Below are 21,187 nucleotides of genomic sequence, written 5' to 3' on the forward strand. Positions count from 1 at the left end.
CAAAGGATGATAAAATCTAACGTGTAGGAGGGGATCGGTTTGAGATTGAAAAAACTCTTTTTAAAGGGTTTCAAGTCGTTCGGCAGGCCTTCTCTGATCACCTTCTCCGATCGTGTGACCGCCATCGTCGGCCCGAACGGAAGTGGCAAGTCCAACATCATAGACGCCATAAAGTGGGTCTTCGGTGAACAGTCAAAGAAGGAACTTCGAGCCAGCGAAAAGTTCGACATGATCTTCTCCGGATCTGAAAGCCTTCCCCCCGCAGGTTCTGCCTACGTAGAGCTCGTCTTCGAAGAGAACGGAGAGGAGATCACGGTTGCCCGTGAGCTGAAGAGAACGGGAGAAAACACCTACTACCTGAACGGCAGTCCCGTCAGGCTCAAGGATATAAAAGATCGCTTCGCAGGAACAGGCCTTGGAGTGGACTTCTACTCCATTGTGGGGCAGGGACAGATAGACAGGGTGGTCAACGCCTCTCCGGAAGAACTGAGACTCCTTCTGGAAGAGGCCGCAGGCATCTCGATCTACAGGGAAAAGAAGAAAGAAACGGAGGCAAACCTCGAGAGAACAAAAGCCAATCTCGACCGGGTGAAGGATGTACTGTACGAGAGAGAGCGTCAGATGAAGTCTCTGTATCTCAAAGCAAAGAGGGCAGAAAGGTACAGAGAGTACTCCTCTCAACTCGAAAAACTTCAGAAACTCTACTACGGAAACGTTCTGAAGAGGGAAAGGAAAAAACTGGAGTTCTACCAGGAAGAGGAAGAAAGGACCAACAGGAAGATAAGGGATATTCAGAAGGAACTTGTGGAACTCGAGACGAAATGGAGTACTCTGAGAAGTGAATTTGGAGAAATGGATCAGGAGATAGAAAGGTACACAAGGCTGCTCGAGGACTACAAAAAGAGGCAAAACGACCTTCAGGAGATGAAGAACCTTTATTCTTCGAGACTTTCAAGCAGTGAGAACAGATACGTCGAGATATCCACAAGGCTCGACGAACTGGAAAAAAGAAAGAAGGAGTACGCGAAGAGACTGGAGGAGATGGAATACATCTTCAAGGGGATAGCGGGTGAGTACGAGCAAAAATCACAGGAACTTGCCTCTCTGGAAAAAGAGAAGGAATCCATCCTTTCGAGGTTCGATGAAAAGGAAAAGGAGTTCATGAGGCTCAGAGAAGAAGTGTCGGGTATAGAAAAACAGATTCTCAAGATGGAAAACGAACTTCTCAGAATCGGTGAAAACCTCGAAGATCTGGAGAAGAGAAGGAAGATCACCGAAAATCAGATCTCCGCAAGAAGAAGAGAACTCGAGGAAAAGAAAGAAGAGTTCAGGGAGATATCAAAGCGAGTGGAAGAGTTCGATGAGGAAGAAAGAAGACTCACAGAAGAACTGAAGGCCATTCGAGAAAATATCGAAGAAACAGAAAGAAAGATCAGAGAACTTTCCCACGAGATAGAGGACCTGGAAAAGAGAGTAAGAGAACTTCAGTTCGAAAAAGAAATGCTGGAGAGGGAGATGAGGGAATACAGGGGTTTTTCAAGGGCGGTCAGGGCCGTGTTCGACGAGAAAGAGAGATTTGCTGGGCTCATCGATGTGGTGGCGAACCTTCTCGAGGTGGAAGAGGAGTACTCACTCGCCATCAGCGTTCTTCTCGGTGGAATGTCGCAGAACATCGTTGTGAGGGATGTGGATACGGCGAAGGCGATCGTCGAGTTCGTGAAACAAAACACGCTGGGAAGGGTCACCATACTTCCGCTCGATCTGATAGATGGTTCCTTCAATAGAATACCCGAACTGGAGAAGGAAAAGGGATTCATCGGTTACGCCGTAGATCTTGTGAAACTTCCCCCCGATCTGGAGGTACTCTCTGGATTTCTGTTCGGAAACTCCTTTGTTGTGGAAACCCTCGACGATGCGATAAGGATAAAGAAAAAGTACCGTCTCAATACGAGAATAGCAACTCTGGATGGAGAACTGATAAGTGGACGGGGTGCCATCACGGGTGGAAGGGAGGAAAGATCCGGCAACGTCTTCGAAAGGCGAATAAGGTTGAAGCACGTGGAGCATGAGATGGAAGAGACGGAAAAATCGATCCTCGAAAAGAAGGAAGCACTCGCCTCCCTGAAAACAGAGCAGGAGGATCTGAAAAAACAGGAAACGATCGTTCAGAGAGAACTCTTTGATCTCTCCAAAAAATCTTCCTCAACGAAGACGATCCTCTCCGAAATATTGAGATCCATAAACCAGATGCAGGACGAAGTACAGAACCTGGAAAATCTCCTCGCGGAGTACAGGGCAAAGGAAGAGGGCCTGAAGGCAAGAAGAGAGAAGATCTTCGGGGAGATGGACAGACTGAGAGAGAGAAAGAAATCACTCCAGGAGGTGCTCTCTGAGTATTCTGAGGAACTGGAAAAGGAAAGAAAGATCATAGACGAAATAAACGAAAAACTCTTCGGACTCAAAGCGGAAGTGGGGAACCTTCTTGAAACAAAAGAGCGTTACGAAAAGGAAATGCAGGACACACGAAGAACGATAGAGCGCTTCGATGAGGAGATGGAAGACCTGAAATCCCAGATGTCAGCACTCGAAGAAGAGATGGAAAAGTACAGACAGACGATAAGAGAACACGAACGGGAAATAGAGCATCTCAAAAAGGAGATGGACAGCATATTCGAGACCATGCGACTTCACAGAACAGGAAAAGAGGAAAAGATGAAAGAACTTCAGGAGATTGAAAGAAGAATGAACGATTTGAAAGAGGAAAAGGAGAAGCTGAGAAACCACCTTCACCAGGTGGAACTGGCACTTCAGGAAAGCAGAATGAAGATAGCAAACATCCTGGGAGAGTTCTCCGGAGACGAAGAAGAGGTGGAAGAACTTTCCGATGAAAAGCTTGAGGAGATATACAGATCCATGAGAGACCTTGAGAACAGAATAAAGTTCCTCGGTCCGGTGGATCTCACAGCGATAGATGAGTACGAGAAACTGCGGGAGGAATACGAAGAGATCCTGAAACAGAAAGAAGATCTCGAAGAAGCGAAAAGAAAACTCGAAGAGATCATAGAGAAGACAGATCGTGAAGCTGAAAGCCTTCTCTTCGACGTTTACCAGAAGGTGAACGAGAGTTTCAACAGGTTGATCTCACTTCTGTTCTTCGGTGGAGAAGGCAGGATCAACGTGGTTTCCGAGACAAAAAGCATCCTCGACGCAGGTTTCGAGATATCCATAAGGAAACCCGGTCGAAGAGATCAGAAACTGAACCTTCTCTCCGGTGGGGAAAAGGCACTCGTGGGAATCGCCCTTCTTTTTGCCCTCATGGAGATAAAACCAAGCCCATTCTACGTACTGGATGAGGTGGATGCCCCCCTCGACGATTACAACGCGGAAAGATTCAAGATGTTGTTGAGGGAAAACACCAGACAGACACAGTTCATTGTGATCACCCACAACAAGATCGTCATGGAAGCGGCGGACCTTCTGCACGGTGTAACCATGGTAAACGGTGTGTCGGCTATAGTGCCCGTTGAAGTGGAGAAGATTCTGGAGGTGTGACGGTGAAGTTCTACGAACAGAAAATTGAGAGCAAAAGGGTTTTCGAGGGAAAGATGATAAGCGTGAGGGTCGATCGTGTGAGACTTCCAAACGGTGAGGAGTCGACCCGTGAGGTCGTGGATCATCCCGGTGCGGTCGTGATCGTTCCGGTCCTGGGAGAGGAGATCATCTTCGTCGAGCAGTACAGATACCCCATCGAACAGATGCTCCTCGAGCTTCCCGCCGGGAAAATGGATCCCGGAGAATCACCTGAAGAATGCGCTAAAAGAGAACTCGAAGAAGAAACAGGTTATCGGGCAAAGAGGTTCTCCTATCTTGGAAAGATCTTCACAACGCCCGGTTTCACAACGGAGGTGATACACATATTTGCAGCAGAAGAACTGGAAAAAACCACCCAGAACACCGATCCCGATGAGTTCATCGAGGTGAAGAAAATCCCCGTGGAGAAGGTGTTATCCTTGCTCAGGAACGCGGAGATAGAAGATTCAAAAACGATCTGCGCTTTGACCCGATACTTCCTTTCAAAAGGAGTGATAGGATGAAAATCATTGTGAACGGTGAAGAGATCACCATCGACACGGAGAATGTAAAGACTCTTGGAGAACTTCTTGACCGTGTCAGAAAGGGAAAGGAGAACCTGGTGGTGAAGAAAATCGTGATAAACAACGAGGAATATCCTCTCGCAAGACTGGATGAGTTGAAACAACTGGAGCTCAGTGACGATATGGAGATAGAGCTTTCGCTTTCTCCTTTGAGGGAGTTTCTGCTTGAGACGATAGAGGAGGTGCTCAGATATATAGAACGGGTGAAGCCCCTGCTCGGAAAAGTGGCTGATGCCGTCGTGGCGGGAACGACCGAGGGATACAGGAGCATAAACGATCTTGCAGAGGGACTCAACGCTATGGAGAACGTTCGAATGAACACCATCAGGATCACCGGCATCAGTCCGAAAGAACTGGGTCTGAGCGTGAGCGAAGATCATCTTGTGGGTATTCTGACGGACTTTGTGAACGCTCTTCAGAGTAAAGATCTTGTGAAGATATCCGATCTCATAGATGGGGAGTTGAAGGACGTTTTCACCTATTACGAGGAGTTCTTCAGAAAGGTCGAGGACCTTCTCAAAAGAGAACCATCCTGAGAGGTGAAAGAATGAAGGAGAACACCTACCTTGAAAAGATGGTCATGACAGCAAGCCCGGCAAAACTCGTCCAGATGCTTTATGAGAAAGCGATAGAGGTTCTGAAAGAGGCAGAAAAATTACTGGAAGAAAAGAAGTTCGTCGAGTTCAGCGAGAAGATCACACGAGCACAGGACATAATCACAGAGTTAAACCTTTCTCTGGACATGGAAAAAGGCGGCACCATCGCTCAGAACCTGAGAGCGCTCTACAACTACATGTTCCAGAGACTGGTAGAAGGAAACGTAAAAAAAGATCTTGAGAAGATCAGAGAGGTTGAAGGAATGCTCTCGGAACTTCTGGAAGTCTGGAAAGAGGCCATGAAAAAAGCAGGAAACATAACTCCTTCGGAAAAGAAGCAGGGGGGACTGAATCTCATGGGGTGACCATAAAGAGGGCGAGTGAGGTTTCCGTCATCGACCTTGTGAACCTCGTGAACGAGATCTTCAAAGATTACGCGGTTCCTGTGAACTGGGACGTGTACAACTTCAACCTCGATGTGAGGGAGAATTCCATTTCCCTGGATGATTCTTTCGTGTTCTTCGAAGAAGAAAAGCCGGTGGGATTCGTTCTTCTGTGCATAAGAAAGGACCGGGGAAGGATAGATTCCATGGGAGTTATAAAGCCCAGGAGAGGAACGGGCCTTGCCGATATGATCCTGAAGCACGCTCTGGAACACCTTGTGTGGAAAGGTGTGAAGAGTGTCGTTCTCGAAGTGGTCTCGACGGATCAAAGGGCAGTTAGATTCTACGAGAAAAACGGATTCAAAAAGAAGAGGCATCTTCACAGTTTCGTTCTGGACAGAAACATCGAAGGAACGGGTGATGTGAGATTCTTCGAAACGGACGAAAAAAGGATCCACATGTATTCTCTGAAAGCGAGGACAGACTTCAACAGGAATCCAAACTGGCAGAGAGAGTGTTTGACTCTTCTTCTTGCAGACGGGCGGTACAGAATGGAAAGAGCGAGCTGGAAGGACGGAGAGGGGTACCTGGTCTGGGGGGAAACTCCTCAGAGTTCTTTCATCGTTGATGCCTTCGCTTTCCGTGGCAACATGGACGAGTTCATCAGAGAGTGTGTCGATCATATTCAGAAAGAAAGCAAAAAAAGCCTGGTGACCTGCACGGCCGTTCCTGAAGATGATCCACTTTTCCATGCCCTCGAGGCAAACGGCTTCCAGAGGGTGCTCACGCAGTACGAGATGGAGTTGAGACTGGTTTGAAGAAGGCTGTACTGTTCGATCTGGACGGGACCATTCTCGACTTCGAAAAGAGCGAAGAAACGGCGTTGAAAAAGACGTTTCTGAGACACGGGATTCCTCTCACCGAGGAACAGGTTTTGCTGTACAAAAGCATAAACAGAAAGTGGTGGAAGATGCTCGCAGAAAAGAAGGTATCGAAAGAGGAGGTTGTCGTTGCAAGGTTCGAAGAGTTTTTGGGAGAGATAGGATCTCTTCTGGATCCTGAAGAAGTGGCAAAAGAGTACCTTGAGTTCCTCTCGGAGGAGGCGTACTTTCTTCCCGGTGCAGAGGATTTCCTGAAGGAATTGAAAAGAAACGGCTTCAGAATGGCGGCCGTCACGAACGGTGTTCGTTTCGTCCAGGAAAGAAGAAGCAAAAAACTTGGCCTTGAAAGGTTCTTCGAGTTCGTTCTCACCTCGGAAGAAGTTGGGGTTGAAAAACCAGATCCAAGAATCTTCTGGATTGCTCTTGAGAGGATGGGACTGAAAAAAGAAGACGCGCTCTACGTTGGAGACGATCCGGCGAGCGATCTTGAGGGTGCCAGGAACGCGGGAATCGACTTTGTTCTCTTCTCACCCTCGGGAGATGTTTCAAGAGAATTTCCCGTTGTGAGAAATTTTGAAGAACTGAGAGAAATTCTGAGGATTCTTTGAGATTTCACACAGAAGTTATGTGTCTGGTCGTTGAAATGTTACTTGTATTATTGTACAACTATACAAGGAAGGTGGGAAAATGGGAGTTGAGGAGATCTTCAAGGCGCTTTCATGCAAATGGAGAGTGGAAATACTCAAGGAGATCGCAAAGAGGGACCTTTGTATGTGTGAACTGGAGGCGATGGATCATCTTGATCCGTCAACGCTTTCAAGGCACATAGCCGTTCTGAAGAGAGCAGGGCTGGTGGACGTGATCCGCGAAGGGAAGAGAAAAAGACTAGTCTTGAAAGATCCGCGCGTTCTGGAACTTGTGGAACTCGCGGAGAAAATAGCCGAAGGGAGGCAATAAAATATGGCGAAGAACTGGTATCCAGTGATCGATTACGGTAGGTGCACCGGATGTCTGACCTGTGTGAATTTCTGTCCACACGGCGTTTACACGGTCAGAGATGGAAAGCCATTGGTTTCAAATCCGGACGCGTGTGTGGAATTCTGCAGGGGTTGTCAGAAGATCTGTCCAGCTGGGGCGATAAATTATTCTGCGGAGGTGAACATCGATGGGTAAGAAGGGCCTTCTTCTGTGTGTCTGTCAGGGAACCTGCCCTTCGTTTCAGAAGATGAACATATTCGAAGTGTTGAACACCCTGAGGAGAGAAAAGGCGGTTGATTTTGTGGCGATACATCCTCAACTTTGTGCAGACGATGGTGATGTCTTTCTTCAGGAGCTCCTCAGAGGAGCAAACGTGGAAAAACTGTACGTGGCAGGATGCGATCCCACGATGCAAAGGAAGATGTTCAGGGATGCCTTTGAACTAGCGGGATTTGACAGAGAAAAACACGTGGGTGTTGATATAAGAAACATGACAACAGAAGAAGCTGTGAAAGCCATAAAGGAGGTCATGGAATAAAAAGCCCCGCCGGGCGGCGGGGTTTAAACTTTGAGTATTTCCTTTATGTCATTTTCCGGCTCTGAAATGGTCTTCAATCCGAACTCCGTGGTGAGCACTTTCAGGATGTCTTCGTTCACCCATGCCGGCAGGACAGGTCCAACGTAGATGTTTTTCAGGCCGAGTGCAAGAAGGGTCCACAGAATCGCAACTGCCTTCTGTTCCATCCAGGTGAGAACGAGTGTGAGTGGAAGCTCTGTAACTGGAACATCGAAGGTCTTTGCGAGTGCCTCTGCGATTTCTATGGCAACGATGGTGTCGTTGCACTGTCCTACATCGATGAGTCTCGGGATCCCTTCTATATCTCCAAGATCGAGATCGTTTATTCTGAACTTCCCACAGGCGAGGGTGATAACAACAGTCTCTTTTGGAAGTTTCTGAACGAATTCTCTGTAGTACTCGTTCCTCTTAAACGGAACGTCACATCCTCCGACAACGAGGAAGTGTTTGATCTTTCCGGCTTCAACGAGTTCTTTTATCTTGTCCGCAAGAGAAGCCACAACGGATGTTGAAAAGCCTGTTCTGAGCTTGTAAGCGCCTGGTCTTTCCTCCAGATCGGGAAGGCTTTTTGCCTTCTCTATCACTTCCGTGTAATCGTAGCCTTCTATATGTTTCACACCGGGAAGTTTTGCTATGCTCGTTGTGAACATCCTGTCCCTGTAAGAATCGCTGGGTATCAGCACACAGTTGGAGGTTCCCAGGATGGCGACTGGGTACTCCGCAAAGAGCTTTCTCTGGTCGTACCAGGCCTTTCCAAGGTTCCCTACAAGGTTTTTGTACTTTCTCAAGCCGGGGTATCCATGTGCCGGCAACATCTCGGAGTGAGTGTAAACGTAGATGTTGGTTCCCTCGACCTGTTTCAGAAGTTCCTCGAGAGCTTTCAGGTTGTGTCCTGTCACGATGATTCCCTTTCCTTTTCTGGTTCCTGTTTCCACCTCGACGGGGGTCGGCTCACCGTAGGTTTCGATGTGGGCTTTCTTCAGGAGTTTCATTGTCTTCAGATTCATTCTTCCTGCCTCAAGGGCGTACTCCACGAAAGACTGTGCATCGAAGTTCACGTTGGTCAGCGTGCTGTAAAGTGCTTTGTCGAGAAAGCCCGCGATCTCAGGGTCATCGTAACCCAGTTCTCTTGCGTGGTAGTAATAGGCAGAGATTCCTTTTATGGCGAATATGAGGTTGTCCTGAAGTCTTGCGAGTGTTGGGCTTTTCCCACAGACTCCGTACTCGGTACAACCCACACCCTTTGCCGTCTGTGAACACTGGTAACAGAACATCTGCATGCTTTTCCCTCCTCTTGTTAAAGCTTTCACGTAGATTATAATTAGGTTGTAATAACTCTGTCCGTAACAATTGTTACGGGGGTGGGGAGTGTTGCTGAAAAATCTTCTACAGCACGGTCAGGTACTCACGTTTAGAGAAGGGGAAATGGTCAGATATCAGGGAGATCCGATAGATGATATCCTTGTCCTTCTTGAGGGCTCTCTGAGAACAGAACACGTCTCTGAGAATGGAAAGGTTCTAGAGATCGATACGATAAGGCCCGTTCAGATCGTGGCATCTGGCCTTGTTTTTTCCAGAGATCCGGTGTATCCGGTGAACGTGATAGCGAAAGAAGATTCAAAGATTCTATCGATACCGAAGGAGAAGTTCCTTGACCTTCTCATGAAAGACAGAAATCTCCTTCTTTTCTTCCTCGAAGATGTGTCAGAGCACTTCAGGATCGTCTCTGAAAAACTCTTCTTTCTCACCACAAAGACGCTGAAAGAGAAGGTTATTCATTACCTCGTTCATCACATGAACGAAGATGGAGAGTTGGTGCTTCCTGTGAGTGTGGAAGAACTTTCCAGAATCTTTGGATGTGCCCGGCCGGCACTCTCCAGGGTGTTTCAGGATCTTGAGAGAGAGGGTTTCATAGAGAAAAAGGGAAGAAGGATAAGGGTTCTGAGAAACCCCCTGGAGGATGGTAAAATCTGAACAAAGGAGGGGGGTAATAGGATCAGGGGCGTTGCTTTTTTCTTTCTGATTCTGTCTGTTTTTGTCTTTTCTCAGCATCTTCGAATAGCCCTCGATGAAGATTACGCTCCTTTCTCCTTTTACGATGAAAGCGGAAATCTTGCTGGCATCTCCGTTGATTTCTGGAAACTCTTTTCTGAGAAGACAGGGATAGAGGTGGAACTCGTCCCAGTGAAGTGGCAACTGGCTCAGCAGATGGTCCTCGAAAAAAAGGTGGATGCCATCGATCAGATATTCAAAACACCAGAAAGAGAAGAGTTTCTCTCCTTTTCTAAACCCGTTTTTGAGATGAGATCCTGCGTGTTCTTCAGAAAAGACCTTCCTGTGAAAACCTTCTCCGATCTTTCTTCGTACGTTGTTGGTGCCCTCAGAGGAGAAGGCATGGTAGATGTCCTTCTTAGGAAGAACCCGGATGTGCGATTTGAATTTTTCGATAACTATTCCTCCATGATGGAAGCTCTCAAGAAAAGGGAGATATCCGTTTTCCTTGGAGACGACGTTGTTGCAAGATACTATCTTTCAAAAGAGGGACTTCTTTCTGATTTTCTAACACTTCACCTTGAAACGAACTATCTCCACGTTGCTGTTTTAAAAGGAAACGAAAGCATCCTGGAAACCGTAAACTCGGGCTTGTCCCTTGTGTCGGAAGATGAGAGGAACGAAATCATAAGAAGGTACATCCCACTCGTTGTGGTAACACCACCGTGGTTGATGAAGGTGGTCTTTTACGGTTCTGTCCTGTTCTCAACAGCCCTCGGGATTTCTCTTGCCTTCGTTTACCTTCTCAGAAGAAAGGTGGAAGAAAAAACCCTCCAGTTGAAGTTGAAAAACGAAGAACTGAAAGCCCAGAACGAAGAGATAGAGGCGCTCTATCAGGAGGTCTCGGCGAATCAGGAAGAGATAGAAAGGCTCTACAGCGAGATCAGAGAACTGAACGACAGATTCAGGCACTCGATCAAGGAACTTTCGAAACTGGTTTTCATAGAGGATACTTCGAAATTTGCCTCTGAACTTGCAGAGATAATCAGAGATCTTATTGAGGCGAAGAACGTGAAGGTGGTGCTGGACGGTCAGGTGACCGGAGAAGCGAGAGGAGAGACCTTTGAGATCTCCCATTCAAAGGAAAGTCACGGTTACGTGGTGATAGAAGGTGATCTGGGTGAGGATGAAAGAGAGGTTCTTCAGGCCTTTCTGAACATCGTCTCTGCCATTCATACTTACAGAGAACTGGTGAGAAAGGAAAAGAAACTGCACAGAGACATCGTGAGAACGTGGGTAAGGGCACTCGAGTACTACGATTATTACACGAAGGGACACTCTGAAGAGGTGGCGTATTACGCTGTTGAGATCGGAAAGATGTTCAACGTGGATGGAGAAAAACTGGAAAAACTCTACTGGGCAGGGCTCCTCCACGACATCGGAAAGATATACGTGCCTCAGGTTATTCTGAACAAGACAGATAAACTGGGCGAACGTGAGTTCGACGTGGTCAAAATTCACCCTGTGAAAGGGTACGAACTGGTCAGGGAGATAGATGGTTTCGAAGATGTGGCACTCTGGATAAGACACCACCATGAAAGATGGGATGGAAAGGGCTATCCCGATGGTCTAAAGGGTGAGGAGATAGAGTTCGAAGCACGCATTCTGTGCGTGGCAGACTCGTATCAGGCGATGAGAAGCGACAGGCCGTACAAGAAGGGAAAGACCGTCGAAGAGGCAATTCAGGAGCTTCTCAGAAACGCTGGAAGACAGTTCGATCCTGTGATCGTGGAAAGATTCGTTGAGTTTCTGAGGAAGGGGGGAGATCTTGGAACTGGGCATCAGGGGTAAAAGCGCCCTCGTTCTTGCAGGAAGCAGGGGAATAGGAAGGGCAGTTGCAGATGCCCTGAGGGAAGAAGGTGTCAGGGTTGTGGTCTGTTCAAGAAACGAGGAACTGTTGAAGAAAACAGGACACGAGTATGTGGTCTGTGATCTGAAGAGAGAGCCAGACAGGTTGTTTGAGAGGATAAAAGAGGTGGACATCCTCGTTCTGAACATGGGAGGACCAAAACCGGGATACCTCGACGATCTGACGGATGAAGATTTCAAAGATGCCATCGACGGTCTGTTCCTGAACATGGTGAAGATCGTGAGGAACTATCTTCCCGATATGAAGAGAAAGCGCTGGGGAAGAATCGTTGCCATCACTTCTTTCTCCGTGGTCTCTCCTCTGGAGAACCTCTACACTTCGAACTCTGCAAGAATGGCCCTCACAGGTTTTCTGAAGACACTTTCCTTCGAAGTGGCCCCGTACAACATCACCGTGAACTGTGTGGCACCCGGCTGGACCGAAACGGAGAGAGTGAAAGAACTTCTCGATGAGGACAAAAAAAGACAGGTGGAATCACAGATTCCCATGAAGAGGATGGCGAAACCTGAGGAGATAGCAAACGTGGTGGCCTTTCTGTGTTCTGAGAAGGCTTCCTACATCACGGGACAGACCGTTGTTGTAGATGGAGGCCTTTCGAGATTTCCCCTCTGAAAGAAAAAAGAGGGGCAGAGCCCCTCACCCGAGAACCTTTTTCCACACCACAGGTATCTCCGGCAAGAATCTGGTGGGAAGTTTCGGATGATAAGGTAGCACCCTCACCGCGTAGAACCATCCCGGAGAGCCAAGATGACCGAGGGCACCGTTGACATAACTGTAGATGAACAGATCCCCTTCCCTTCTGTGCTTTCTTATCTGTATCACCTTCCAGATCTCCAGATCTTCCATGCTTTCTCCTCTTCCAATCAAAAGTTCAACCAGTACATCATCAGGTGAAAGGTCTCCCAGTTTCACCGTCACCTCAACACTCCTTGTGTCCTCAAGGACGATTCTTTCTATGGAAACGCTGCTCCAGTTTCTGAGGATCCTTTCCTTCCATGCACCAAACCTTTCGGCGTTTTCTTTTCTTTCAAGCCATTCTTTGTTCACAAGTCCCTTTATGTAGAACTTCTCCGTGTATTCTTTGAGCATTCTGGTGGTGCTGAATCTTGGAGCAACACTCTTTATGCTCTCTTTCATCATGAAGATCCACTTTTCTTTGTTTTCGTAGTAGGTTGGGATGATTTCGTTTTCGAGGAGATCGTAGAGTGCTTCTGCGTCCCTGGGATCGTCCACTTCCGTCTCTGGAAGAACGCTTTCATCGCCTATGACCCAGCCGTTTCTGCCGTTGTACCCTTCAACCCACCATCCATCGTAAACACTCGCGTTAAGAACTCCGTTGGCTGCTGCCTTCATTCCGCTTGTTCCACTTGCTTCCATGGGTCTTCTCGGGTTGTTCAGCCACACATCCACTCCCGACACCATGAGCCGTGCCATTCCAATGTCGTAGTTTTCCAGTACGATGATCCTGTTTTTGAACTCAGGCATCTGCGAGACTTCGTAGATGCGTTTCAAAAATTCCTTCCCCGCATCGTCCCTTGGATGGGCCTTCCCCGCATAGACCACGTAAACGGGTCTTTCTGGATCGTTGAGGATCTTCTTGAGTCTCTCCAGATCGCTGAGCAGGAGAACTGCCCTCTTGTAAGTGGCAAACCTTCTTGCAAAACCTATGATGAGCGAATTTTCATCGATGTTCGGCACATCTTCGTCGATTCCCAGTCTCTCGTTTCTTCTTCTTACCGATTCTTTTATGTACTCGATGAATCTCTTCTTTGCCCTCAGGTGAGCCTGCCAGAGTTCTTCATCTGGAATCCTGTCAACACCGTACCAGATACCCTCAAGGTCGGTGTGATCTCTCCATACCCTTCCGAGATATCTGTCGTACAGTTTTCTCATCTCACGGTTGATCCAGGTTCCCATGTGAACGCCGTTCGTTATCCCTTCGATCGGTATTTCCTCCACGGGAACACCCTGCCACACGTTTTTGAACATCCTTCTGGAAACTTCCGCATGCAGTTTGCTGACACCGTTTATGAAGGAGGATGTTCTCAGAGCAAGATACGTCATGTTGAAACTGCCTGTTTCATCTTTCCCAAGATCCATGAGAAGATTTTTCTTTTCGAATCCTTCGAAGAATTTCGAAAGTTTCTTTTCCACGAGGTCAAAGGGAAATCTGTCGTGTCCAGCGGGAACGGGTGTGTGGGTTGTGAACACACTCGTCTGCCTCACGATCTCAAGGGCCTCTGTGAAGGAATATCCTTCTTCCATGTAGTTCTTTATCCTTTCGAGGGAAGAGAACGCCGGATGTCCTTCGTTCAGATGGATGACTCCTGGTTTCAGGTTCAGCGCCCTGAGAAGTTTCATTCCCCCAATTCCGAGGAGTATCTCCTGGGAGATCCTCACATCGGGTTCCGGGTTGTAAAGGTAGTTGCAGATCTTTCTGTATTTTTCCTCGTTTTCCTCAAAGTCCGGATCGAGCAGGTACAGACTCACCCTTCCTACCTTCACTTCAAAAACACGTGCCTTCACAACGGTACTGTCGAGAGGAACCTCCACGATCACCTGGTTTCCCTTTTCATCCTTCAGGGGCTTCATGGGTAAGTCCTCTGGGTTGTAATCAGGGAAAATCTCTATCTGTTTTCCATCTCTGTCGATCTGCTGGGTGAAATATCCATGTTTGTAGAGAAGTCCGATCGCTATGAGAGGAAGTCCAAGATCGCTTGCGGATTTGAGATGGTCTCCCGCGAGGATTCCAAGACCACCGGAATAGATCGGAAGGGCTTTGGTCAAACCGTACTCCATACACATGTAGACGATCTTCTCGTCCCATTCGGGGTAGTTCACGTTGAACCAGGTGTCTTCTTTCTCCATGTAGTCCTTGAACCTTTCAAGGGTGAGTTCATAGAGGGATATGAAATCGTCATCTTTTGAAAGCTCTTCGAGTCTTTCATCAGAAACTTCTTTCAGTATTTTAACAGGATTTCTGTGTTCCTCCCAGCCTTCCGGATCGATCTTTCTCCAGAGCCTTTGAGCGGGCCTTGACCAGCTCCACCAGAGGTTGTAAGCGAGTTCTTCCAGATGCTTCAGGTTCTCCGGAAGTTTCTTCGACACGGTTTCTCCTCCTCTCAGAGAAGTTTCTTTCAGAAGTATTCTACGTTGATTATAAGATGGTGTCAATTAAAAAATATTCTTGTAAAAAAGTGGAAGAAAAACTTTAAGGCAGGAGAGATGGTGGAATTCAAAACCCTGCTACTTCGTAGAACTTGTAAGCTATCTCGTGTGTTCTTTTCTTCAACTCTTCGAAGTTTCCGTGGAACATCTTCCAGAGGATCTTCGTTGTGTACATGAGTGAGAACTTCGAAAGCATGTTTCTGAGTTCTTCTGCGTTTTCACCTGGCACCTTCACCATGGTGGACTCAAGCCACTCCTCGTAGATTCCTATTGAAAGCCCTTTTGACTCGTCTATGAGAGAGTTCATGGAGGAGACAAGGTCGTAGAGATGGAAGTACCTGGCAAGTTGAGAGAGGAGATTTTTGTCCACATCCCAGTTCAGTTCGGCTGGAACGGGCTCGTAGTACGAGAAGAAGATGGTACCGTTTGGAAAATCCGCCGAGGAGATCTCGAGTTCCCTTTCCATGAAGGCCTTGCTGTCGTAGTAACTCATCATGAAAACGGGGACTTTCTTCATCAGAATTTTCAGATCTTCCGGGTGAACCTTCGCACTTCCGATCTTCATGTTGAGATTGAGTGAGATCTTCCTTGGTTTGACGAAGAAGTCGAGCCCTTTGTGGATTATGTGTGTCATTTTTCAGCCTCCCTGTACCATTCGATCAGATCTTCGAAGATCTTTTTCGACAGGTCCATACCCTCCTCGCTCAAAAAAATTTTACCATCTTTCACCTTCACATAACAAGCATACTCTTTTTGTAACTTCTCCACCAGAAACATGAGCCTTTCCACGCGTTTCAGTTCCACTCCTTCTTTCGTTCTGAGTCCCATGAAAAGGGTCTCCAGCGCTTCCTCATCCTCCGAATTTTCATGCCGGTAGTCGTATGGAAAGGTTTTTTCCTTCACCATTTTTGCGTACATGGAAAGGTCGGAAACGTTGGTGTATCGGAATCTTCCAAGGTGGCCACCTGCAGAGGGACCAAAACCCAGATAGTCATGATTTCTCCAGTAAAATAGATTGTGCCTTGATTCTCTTTCCGGTCTGGCAAAGTTCGAGATTTCGTATCTTTCAAAACCTCTGGACTTCAAAAATTCGACGAACACATCGTGCCTTCTTTCCACTTCATCAGAGTCTGGCAGTGTCAGAAGATTCTTCTTTAAAAGGCTGTATAGCGGGGTGTTTTCATCCACTTCGAGGAAGTAAAGGGACACGTGCTGCGGGGTGAACTCTTCAAGAAAATGAAGGTTTTTCTCCAGTGTTTCATCTGTTTCACCGGGAAGGCCGAGTATGAAATCGAAATTGACGTTGTCGAATTCCGCCAGAACGAGTTCCGCTTTTTCCTTGAGCATCTTCTCATCGTACAGACGGCCACACTTTTTCAGCACTCCATCGTCACAGGACTGAACGCCCAGGCTGATTCTGTTTATACCCATCTTTCTGTAAGATCTCAGTTTTTCCCGGTCAACGGACTCCGGATTGACCTCGATCGTTGTCTCAAGCGGTGAAAACTTCTTTGAGACCTCTTTCAGTTTCTCTAAAATCTTCTCCAGAAAAGAAGGGGGAACAAGGGAAGGTGTTCCCCCACCGAAGTACACCGTCTCTATCTCACTTTCTTTCAGTACATCCCTGTAGAGTTCTATCTCTTCAAAGACGAGAGACAGATACTCTTCAAAATCTTCGGAGGCAACGGAGTAGAAATCACAGTACACGCACTTTTTCTTGCAGAAGGGTATGTGAACGTACACTGCCAGTTTCATGATTTTTTGCTTTCGATCAGTTCCTTCAATTTCTCAAAGTTCACCTCGTACTCGTAGAGTGGTGTTCTATCTCCCTTTCTTGCGAGTTCTTCGAAGGTCTCTTTGTTTTTGTTCACGTAGAAGATTCCGAGGGGAAGTTTTTCTGTTTCTGTGGCCCTTTTGAAGGCAAGTTCTCTGTCTGTAGGATCGTGATCTTTCAGATAGTACGTGTTCTCCCTGTACCACTCGTAGGTGTTCAGTTTGTTGAAGGTAACGCAGGGCTGAAGGATGTCCACCAGAGCGTATCCTTTGTGCTTCATCGCCTCTTTCAGAATCTCCTTTGTGAATTCCACGTCTCCTATGAAGGTTCGTGCAACGAAAGAGGCATCCAGGGCTATGGCCACCGCTATGGGGTTGAACGGTTCCAGAATCACACCGTCCACCTGAACGGGTGTTCTGAATCCCTTCAAACTGGTTGGTGAAGCCTGGCCCTTGGTGAGACCATAAACCTGGTTGTTGTGTACGATGTTCACGATATCCGGGTTTCTTCTTATCGTGTGGATGAAGTGGTTACCACCTTCACCGTACATACATCCGTCTCCACTTTCTGCTATCACAAGAAGATCTGGATTTGCCGTCTTTATCGCAGTTGCCACAGGAAGGGCCCTTCCATGAAGACCGTTGAACATGTGGACTCCAACGTACTGTGGCATCTTCGCCGCCTGACCTATTCCAGAGACTATGACCACTTTTCTCGGATCAACGTTCATTTCCTCCAGTGCCTTCATCAACGCCGTTCTTATTCCGAAGTTTCCACATCCTGGACACCATGCGATGTCTCTGCTGATGTATTCATCGAGTCTCATTCACATCACCTCCAGAATCTTCTTTTTCAGTTCTTCCACGGTGAACTGGAGTCCACTGTATTTCAGGATTCTGTCCTTTATGTGATAGCCCGTTACCTGTCGGATCAGATTCGCAAACTGTCCGGTTGCGTTACCCTCTATCGCGACAACCTTCTCCGCCCTTTCCATGTATTCCACAGCGGACTCATCGAGCGGCCAGACTTGAGAGAAATGAAGAAGTGCTACGCCGTTCATGTCTTTGATTGCCTCCCTTATGGGTTCCAGTGTTGATCCCCATGCAACCAGAAGAACCCTGTAGTTTTCGTCTCCAATCAGTTTTGGCTTGACGATGTCTTTTTTCAACGTCTTTCCTTTTCTGAGTCTTTTGTCCACCATCCTCACGCGGGTGTCGAAATCCTCCGTGATGTGGCCGAACTCATCGTGTTCGTCGCTGTCCACTCTCACGAGTCCTTCACCGTAGCCCGGAACTCCCCGTGGAGAGATACCGTCTTCGGTGATGGCGTACCTGACGTAATCCCTGGTGGTCCTCACGATGTGTTTTTCAACCTTCAGTTCTTTCAGATCGAACCCGGGGAGGTTGTAGAACGAATCCACCAGATACTGATCGGTCAGGATGAAAACGGGTACCTGATACCTATCCGCAACGTTGAACGCCCTCTGAGTGAGGTAGAACGCCTCTTCTATGTTGCCGGGAGCGTATATGACCCGTGGAAATTCCCCATGTCCCGCATAGAGGGCAAGGTTCAGATCAGCCTGTTCGGTCCTTGTGGGAAGACCTGTGGCGGGACCGGGGCGCTGTGCAAGGTGTATCACAGCGGGAGACTCTACCATCCCTGCAAGACTGAGTGCCTCTTCCATGAGTGCAAAGCCACCTCCGGAGGTGGTGACGAGTCCCCGGGCACCGGCGTACCATGCCCCAACGATCATGTTCATGGCAGCGATCTCGTCTTCCGCCTGTTCCACCACGATTCCAAAGTCGTTCTTGTACTGGGCAAGAAAGACCAGAACCGACGTGGAAGGAGACATGGGATAGGAGGAGACGAAGTTACATCCTCCCGCTATGGCTCCAAGCCCCACCGCTTCCGCTCCGTTCAGAAGAACCTCATCTTTTATCGAAGGATCTTTTTCAACATCGAAACCGATCTTCTCTGAGAATTCCTGTCCTCTTCTGTACCCTTCCATCGCTGCCCGGATGTTGTCCTTCACTACTTCTTCTCCTTTTTCTCTGAACTGCGCTGTGATCTGCTCTTCGATGGCAGATTTTTCCGCTCCAAGGAGTCCAGAGAGAAAACCTATTGCCACAGAGTTTGCGTATATCCTGTTTCCGATCTGTTTTGCTATTTCCAGGAACGGAACCGCGATCTTCTCACCTTTTTCTTCTTTTATGAACTCCTCCTCTCCGACTATCAGGGTCTTTTCTGTGATGCGGTTTTTCAGTCTTTCTGTGGCACCCTTTCCAAGAGGGACGAGGATATCTATTCTGTCGACGAAGGCTCGCACCCTTTCGGAAGAGACCCTGATCTCTGTGGTGTTGTTTCCTCCCCTCACACGGGACATGTACTCTTTGGTGGCGAACACGTGAAATCCAGAGTTCTTCAGAATTCGGGTGAGAACGTGTTCAACCGTCTGAATGCCCTGCCCTGCTTCGCCACTGAGCACTATGCTAACATCCTTCATCCTTCCACACCTCTCTTTTTGAACTTGTTTTTGTACAGAAGATCATCGGCCTTCCCAAGAGCTCTCTCTATGGGTACAAAACCGTCTATCTCCTCGTATCCAAAAGAAAAACTGAGTTCAAAGGGAAGATCGAGCCTCTTCAAATTCTCCTTCAACCGTTCCAGAATGCTGTGAACGTTTTCTTTGCTGCTTTCTGTGAGAACGAGGAGGAACTCGTCGCCTCCGTACCTGAAGACAAGATCCGATTCTCGAATCGTGTCCTTCAGGGTTTTCACGAACTCTTTGAGAGCCCTGTCTCCCATGAGGTGGCCGTAGGTGTCGTTTATCATCTTGAGGCCATCCACATCCAGTATCACCAGAACGGACTTTTTCTGGTTTCGTCTGAGCCACGCCATGTGGGAGAAGATCCACTCGTTGAAGTAATGTCTTGTGTAAGCATCGGTTAATGGATCTCTCATTGCCATCTCCCGGTATTTTTTGTGAAGCTGGTACTCTTTGAAATACAGATAGATCACTTCGGAGAAGGTGTTGAGAACGCCAAAAAGAGAAGGTGGAATTTTCGTTTTTGAGGCAAACACGAGACGATAGAGCGGCAAACCTTCTCCCTTCAGCTGAATGGAAATGTAGTGAGTGTCGTCTATCTGGAACTCTTCTATCTTTTCTGTAATCTCCATGGATTCAAAAACGTTTTCTTTCAAACCGATGGAAAAAACAACCGTGTCTCCTTTGAAAACAGCACCTCCTGAAAAGACCTCGCTTGCTTCTATCATCTTTTGAAGTGATTCTTTCAGGAAATCCTCGACAGAGATCTGTTTTCTGAAAAGAAGCAAAAGTGTCAGGATCGTGCTCATGATCTTTTGAAAACGGTGTTCCTTTTCCAGGGATCTTTTCAAAAGAAGGTAGGTGCTTGCGAGGTTTCCAAGGAGTTTGAGGGTCTTCTTCGAAAGATCAGAAAACTGGCTGTGTGGGGAATCGAGGGCGATGTTTCCGAGGAATTCGTCTCCGGCAAACAAACCGACAACAAGACTCTTTCTCGTTCCCCGAAGAGTTCTTTTAAAGAACTTCCACATGTCGTCTGGAAGAAGATCTTTATCGTATTCCAGAAAGTTCACTTCGACAGGTTCCTTTCCAGCGCGAAACAGGTATCTTGAGGGAAACCTTTTTCCGTAGAGATCCACTGTGTGTCCCTTCGAGGCAACGAAGATCCAGTCCCCTTCATCTGTGATACGTGATACGCTCCCCTTGGTCGTTTCTGGTACCACAGACATGGCGATGTCGAGTATCACCTGAAAGAAAGCTTCCTCTGGCATTTCTGGATCGAGTTTTGACAGACCTTCCACGATGGCGTTGAATCTCTTTTCAAGTTGTGAGTAGTTTCTTGTTCGCTTTGCCGTGAAAAAGAAAAGAAAAATGGAAAAGGCAAGCACAGCAAGAGAAGAAAAAAACAGCACGTACACCATACCAGCTCCTCACAGCTCCAGCGACTCACCAGGTTCCAGAATCACGCACTCAACACCCATTTCCTCCACTTTCTTCTTGAAGAGTTCCACGTCGGCAAAGATGATCTCCCATGTTCCATAGTGCATGGGAACGACCTTCCTGGGGCTTATCATCGAAACTGCTCTTATGGCATCTTCCACGTCCATGACGAAGTTTCCACCGATCGGAAGGAAAGCCACGTCCACGTTTTCTTCCTTTAGAAGTTCCATATCTTTTGTCAGGCCCGTGTCCCCGGCGTGGTATATTTTCTTCCCCTCGAGCGTGATGAGAAATCCACCGGGATTTCCTCCGTAGATGATGTTTTCTCCATCGAGAATACCAGATCCATGAACAGCGGGTGTCATCTTCACCCTTCCAAAGTCGAACAGATAACTTCCTCCGATGTGCATGGCATGTGTTTTCACACCCTTTTTTCCAAGATACTGACAGATCTCGTAGTTTGAGATCACGATGGCATCGTTTTTCTTCGCTATCTCCACGGCATCTCCGAGATGGTCACCATGTCCGTGGGTCACTAGAATGTAGTCTATCTTCGGAAGGTCTTCCAGCTTCACAGGACACGCTGGATTTCCCGTTATGAAGGGATCGATGATGAGGTTTTTCTTTCCTTCCACAAGTACGGCGGCGTGCCCAAGGAACGTGATCTTCATGATACCACCCCCTATTTCAGATTATACTCTTTTTTGAAATTAACCTTCGAGAGGAAGACAGGGAAGTTTTTCTTTTCATTAACTGGATATTTTTTCCTGTG

At 47.6% G+C, this 21,187-nt stretch carries 20 protein-coding genes; 12 read left to right on the forward strand and 8 right to left on the reverse strand.

The window, feature by feature from the left end; all coding sequences use genetic code 11:
• Positions 1-39 precede the first annotated feature (39 nt).
• The 9 genes from smc (at position 40) to TRQ7_RS08340 (ending at position 7,530) form a co-directional block, all read left to right on the forward strand.
• Positions 40-3,552 (forward strand): chromosome segregation protein SMC, encoded by a 3,513-nt coding sequence (gene smc, locus TRQ7_RS08300; RefSeq protein WP_041844425.1) that lies wholly within the window; start codon positions 40-42, stop codon positions 3,550-3,552.
• A gap of 2 nt (positions 3,553-3,554) precedes the next feature.
• On the forward strand, positions 3,555-4,094 hold the full coding sequence (locus TRQ7_RS08305; protein WP_038067807.1) for an NUDIX hydrolase: 540 nt from the start codon (positions 3,555-3,557) through the stop codon (positions 4,092-4,094).
• Positions 4,091-4,690 carry a hypothetical protein gene (locus TRQ7_RS08310; protein ID WP_015919866.1) on the forward strand — a complete coding sequence of 200 codons (600 nt, stop codon included), beginning with the start codon at positions 4,091-4,093 and terminating at the stop codon, positions 4,688-4,690. The genes TRQ7_RS08305 and TRQ7_RS08310 overlap by 4 nt, the downstream gene beginning before the upstream one ends.
• An 11-nt stretch (positions 4,691-4,701) precedes the next feature.
• The gene (fliS, locus tag TRQ7_RS08315) at positions 4,702-5,115 is read left to right on the forward strand and encodes a flagellar export chaperone FliS (protein WP_015919867.1); all 414 of its coding nucleotides are present in this window, start codon (positions 4,702-4,704) and stop codon (positions 5,113-5,115) included.
• Positions 5,112-5,951: a GNAT family N-acetyltransferase gene (locus tag TRQ7_RS08320; RefSeq protein WP_015919868.1), complete on the forward strand. Its 840-nt coding sequence runs from the start codon at positions 5,112-5,114 to the stop codon at positions 5,949-5,951. Before fliS ends, TRQ7_RS08320 begins: the two co-directional genes overlap by 4 nt.
• Positions 5,948-6,622: a YjjG family noncanonical pyrimidine nucleotidase gene (locus TRQ7_RS08325; protein WP_015919869.1), complete on the forward strand. Its 675-nt coding sequence runs from the start codon at positions 5,948-5,950 to the stop codon at positions 6,620-6,622. Before TRQ7_RS08320 ends, TRQ7_RS08325 begins: the two co-directional genes overlap by 4 nt.
• Positions 6,623-6,701: 79 nt before the next feature.
• Complete coding sequence (locus TRQ7_RS08330; protein WP_015919870.1) at positions 6,702-6,971, forward strand: metalloregulator ArsR/SmtB family transcription factor; 270 nt, start codon at positions 6,702-6,704, stop codon at positions 6,969-6,971.
• Positions 6,972-6,974: 3 nt separating this feature from the next.
• Positions 6,975-7,187 (forward strand): ferredoxin family protein, encoded by a 213-nt coding sequence (locus TRQ7_RS08335; RefSeq protein WP_015919871.1) that lies wholly within the window; start codon positions 6,975-6,977, stop codon positions 7,185-7,187.
• Complete coding sequence (locus TRQ7_RS08340; protein ID WP_015919872.1) at positions 7,180-7,530, forward strand: hypothetical protein; 351 nt, start codon at positions 7,180-7,182, stop codon at positions 7,528-7,530. Before TRQ7_RS08335 ends, TRQ7_RS08340 begins: the two co-directional genes overlap by 8 nt.
• A 23-nt stretch (positions 7,531-7,553) precedes the next feature.
• Here the strand turns inward: TRQ7_RS08340 and hcp are convergent, their stop codons facing one another.
• Positions 7,554-8,849 carry a hydroxylamine reductase gene (gene hcp, locus TRQ7_RS08345; protein WP_041844426.1) on the reverse strand — a complete coding sequence of 432 codons (1,296 nt, stop codon included), beginning with the start codon at positions 8,847-8,849 and terminating at the stop codon, positions 7,554-7,556.
• An 88-nt stretch (positions 8,850-8,937) separates the two neighbouring features.
• Between hcp and TRQ7_RS08350 the strand changes: the two genes are divergently transcribed.
• Genes TRQ7_RS08350 through TRQ7_RS08360 form a run of 3 tightly spaced genes read left to right on the forward strand, consistent with a single transcriptional unit; the run spans position 8,938 to position 12,103 of the window.
• Entirely contained in the window at positions 8,938-9,543 is a 606-nt protein-coding gene (locus TRQ7_RS08350; protein ID WP_038067813.1) for a Crp/Fnr family transcriptional regulator, read from the forward strand.
• Positions 9,544-9,594: 51 nt separating this feature from the next.
• Positions 9,595-11,412, forward strand: a complete 1,818-nt coding sequence (locus tag TRQ7_RS08355; protein WP_236681766.1) for an HD domain-containing phosphohydrolase — start codon at positions 9,595-9,597, stop codon at positions 11,410-11,412.
• Positions 11,390-12,103, forward strand: coding sequence for an SDR family oxidoreductase (locus TRQ7_RS08360; protein ID WP_012311239.1), 714 nt, complete (start codon positions 11,390-11,392; stop codon positions 12,101-12,103). The genes TRQ7_RS08355 and TRQ7_RS08360 overlap by 23 nt, the downstream gene beginning before the upstream one ends.
• 24 nt (positions 12,104-12,127) lie before the next feature.
• Here the strand turns inward: TRQ7_RS08360 and malP are convergent, their stop codons facing one another.
• The 7 genes from malP to TRQ7_RS08395 form a co-directional block, all read right to left on the reverse strand.
• On the reverse strand, positions 12,128-14,599 hold the full coding sequence (malP, locus tag TRQ7_RS08365; protein ID WP_012311240.1) for a maltodextrin phosphorylase: 2,472 nt from the start codon (positions 14,597-14,599) through the stop codon (positions 12,128-12,130).
• Between the two features lie 127 nt (positions 14,600-14,726).
• Positions 14,727-15,293 carry a hypothetical protein gene (locus TRQ7_RS08370; protein ID WP_012311241.1) on the reverse strand — a complete coding sequence of 189 codons (567 nt, stop codon included), beginning with the start codon at positions 15,291-15,293 and terminating at the stop codon, positions 14,727-14,729.
• Entirely contained in the window at positions 15,290-16,414 is a 1,125-nt protein-coding gene (gene hemW / locus TRQ7_RS08375; protein ID WP_012311242.1) for a radical SAM family heme chaperone HemW, read from the reverse strand. The genes TRQ7_RS08370 and hemW overlap by 4 nt, the downstream gene beginning before the upstream one ends.
• Positions 16,411-17,259 carry a thiamine pyrophosphate-dependent enzyme gene (locus TRQ7_RS08380; RefSeq protein ID WP_041844428.1) on the reverse strand — a complete coding sequence of 283 codons (849 nt, stop codon included), beginning with the start codon at positions 17,257-17,259 and terminating at the stop codon, positions 16,411-16,413. Before TRQ7_RS08380 ends, hemW begins: the two co-directional genes overlap by 4 nt.
• Positions 17,260-18,936 (reverse strand): 2-oxoacid:acceptor oxidoreductase subunit alpha, encoded by a 1,677-nt coding sequence (locus TRQ7_RS08385; protein ID WP_041844429.1) that lies wholly within the window; start codon positions 18,934-18,936, stop codon positions 17,260-17,262.
• Entirely contained in the window at positions 18,933-20,396 is a 1,464-nt protein-coding gene (locus TRQ7_RS08390) for a sensor domain-containing diguanylate cyclase (RefSeq protein WP_052472229.1), read from the reverse strand. The genes TRQ7_RS08385 and TRQ7_RS08390 overlap by 4 nt, the downstream gene beginning before the upstream one ends.
• Positions 20,397-20,405: 9 nt before the next feature.
• Positions 20,406-21,086 (reverse strand): metal-dependent hydrolase, encoded by a 681-nt coding sequence (locus tag TRQ7_RS08395; RefSeq protein ID WP_015919883.1) that lies wholly within the window; start codon positions 21,084-21,086, stop codon positions 20,406-20,408.
• Between the last annotated feature and the right edge of the window lie 101 nt (positions 21,087-21,187).

The organism is Thermotoga sp. RQ7, assembly GCF_000832145.1.
GTDB classification, from domain to species: domain Bacteria; phylum Thermotogota; class Thermotogae; order Thermotogales; family Thermotogaceae; genus Thermotoga; species Thermotoga neapolitana.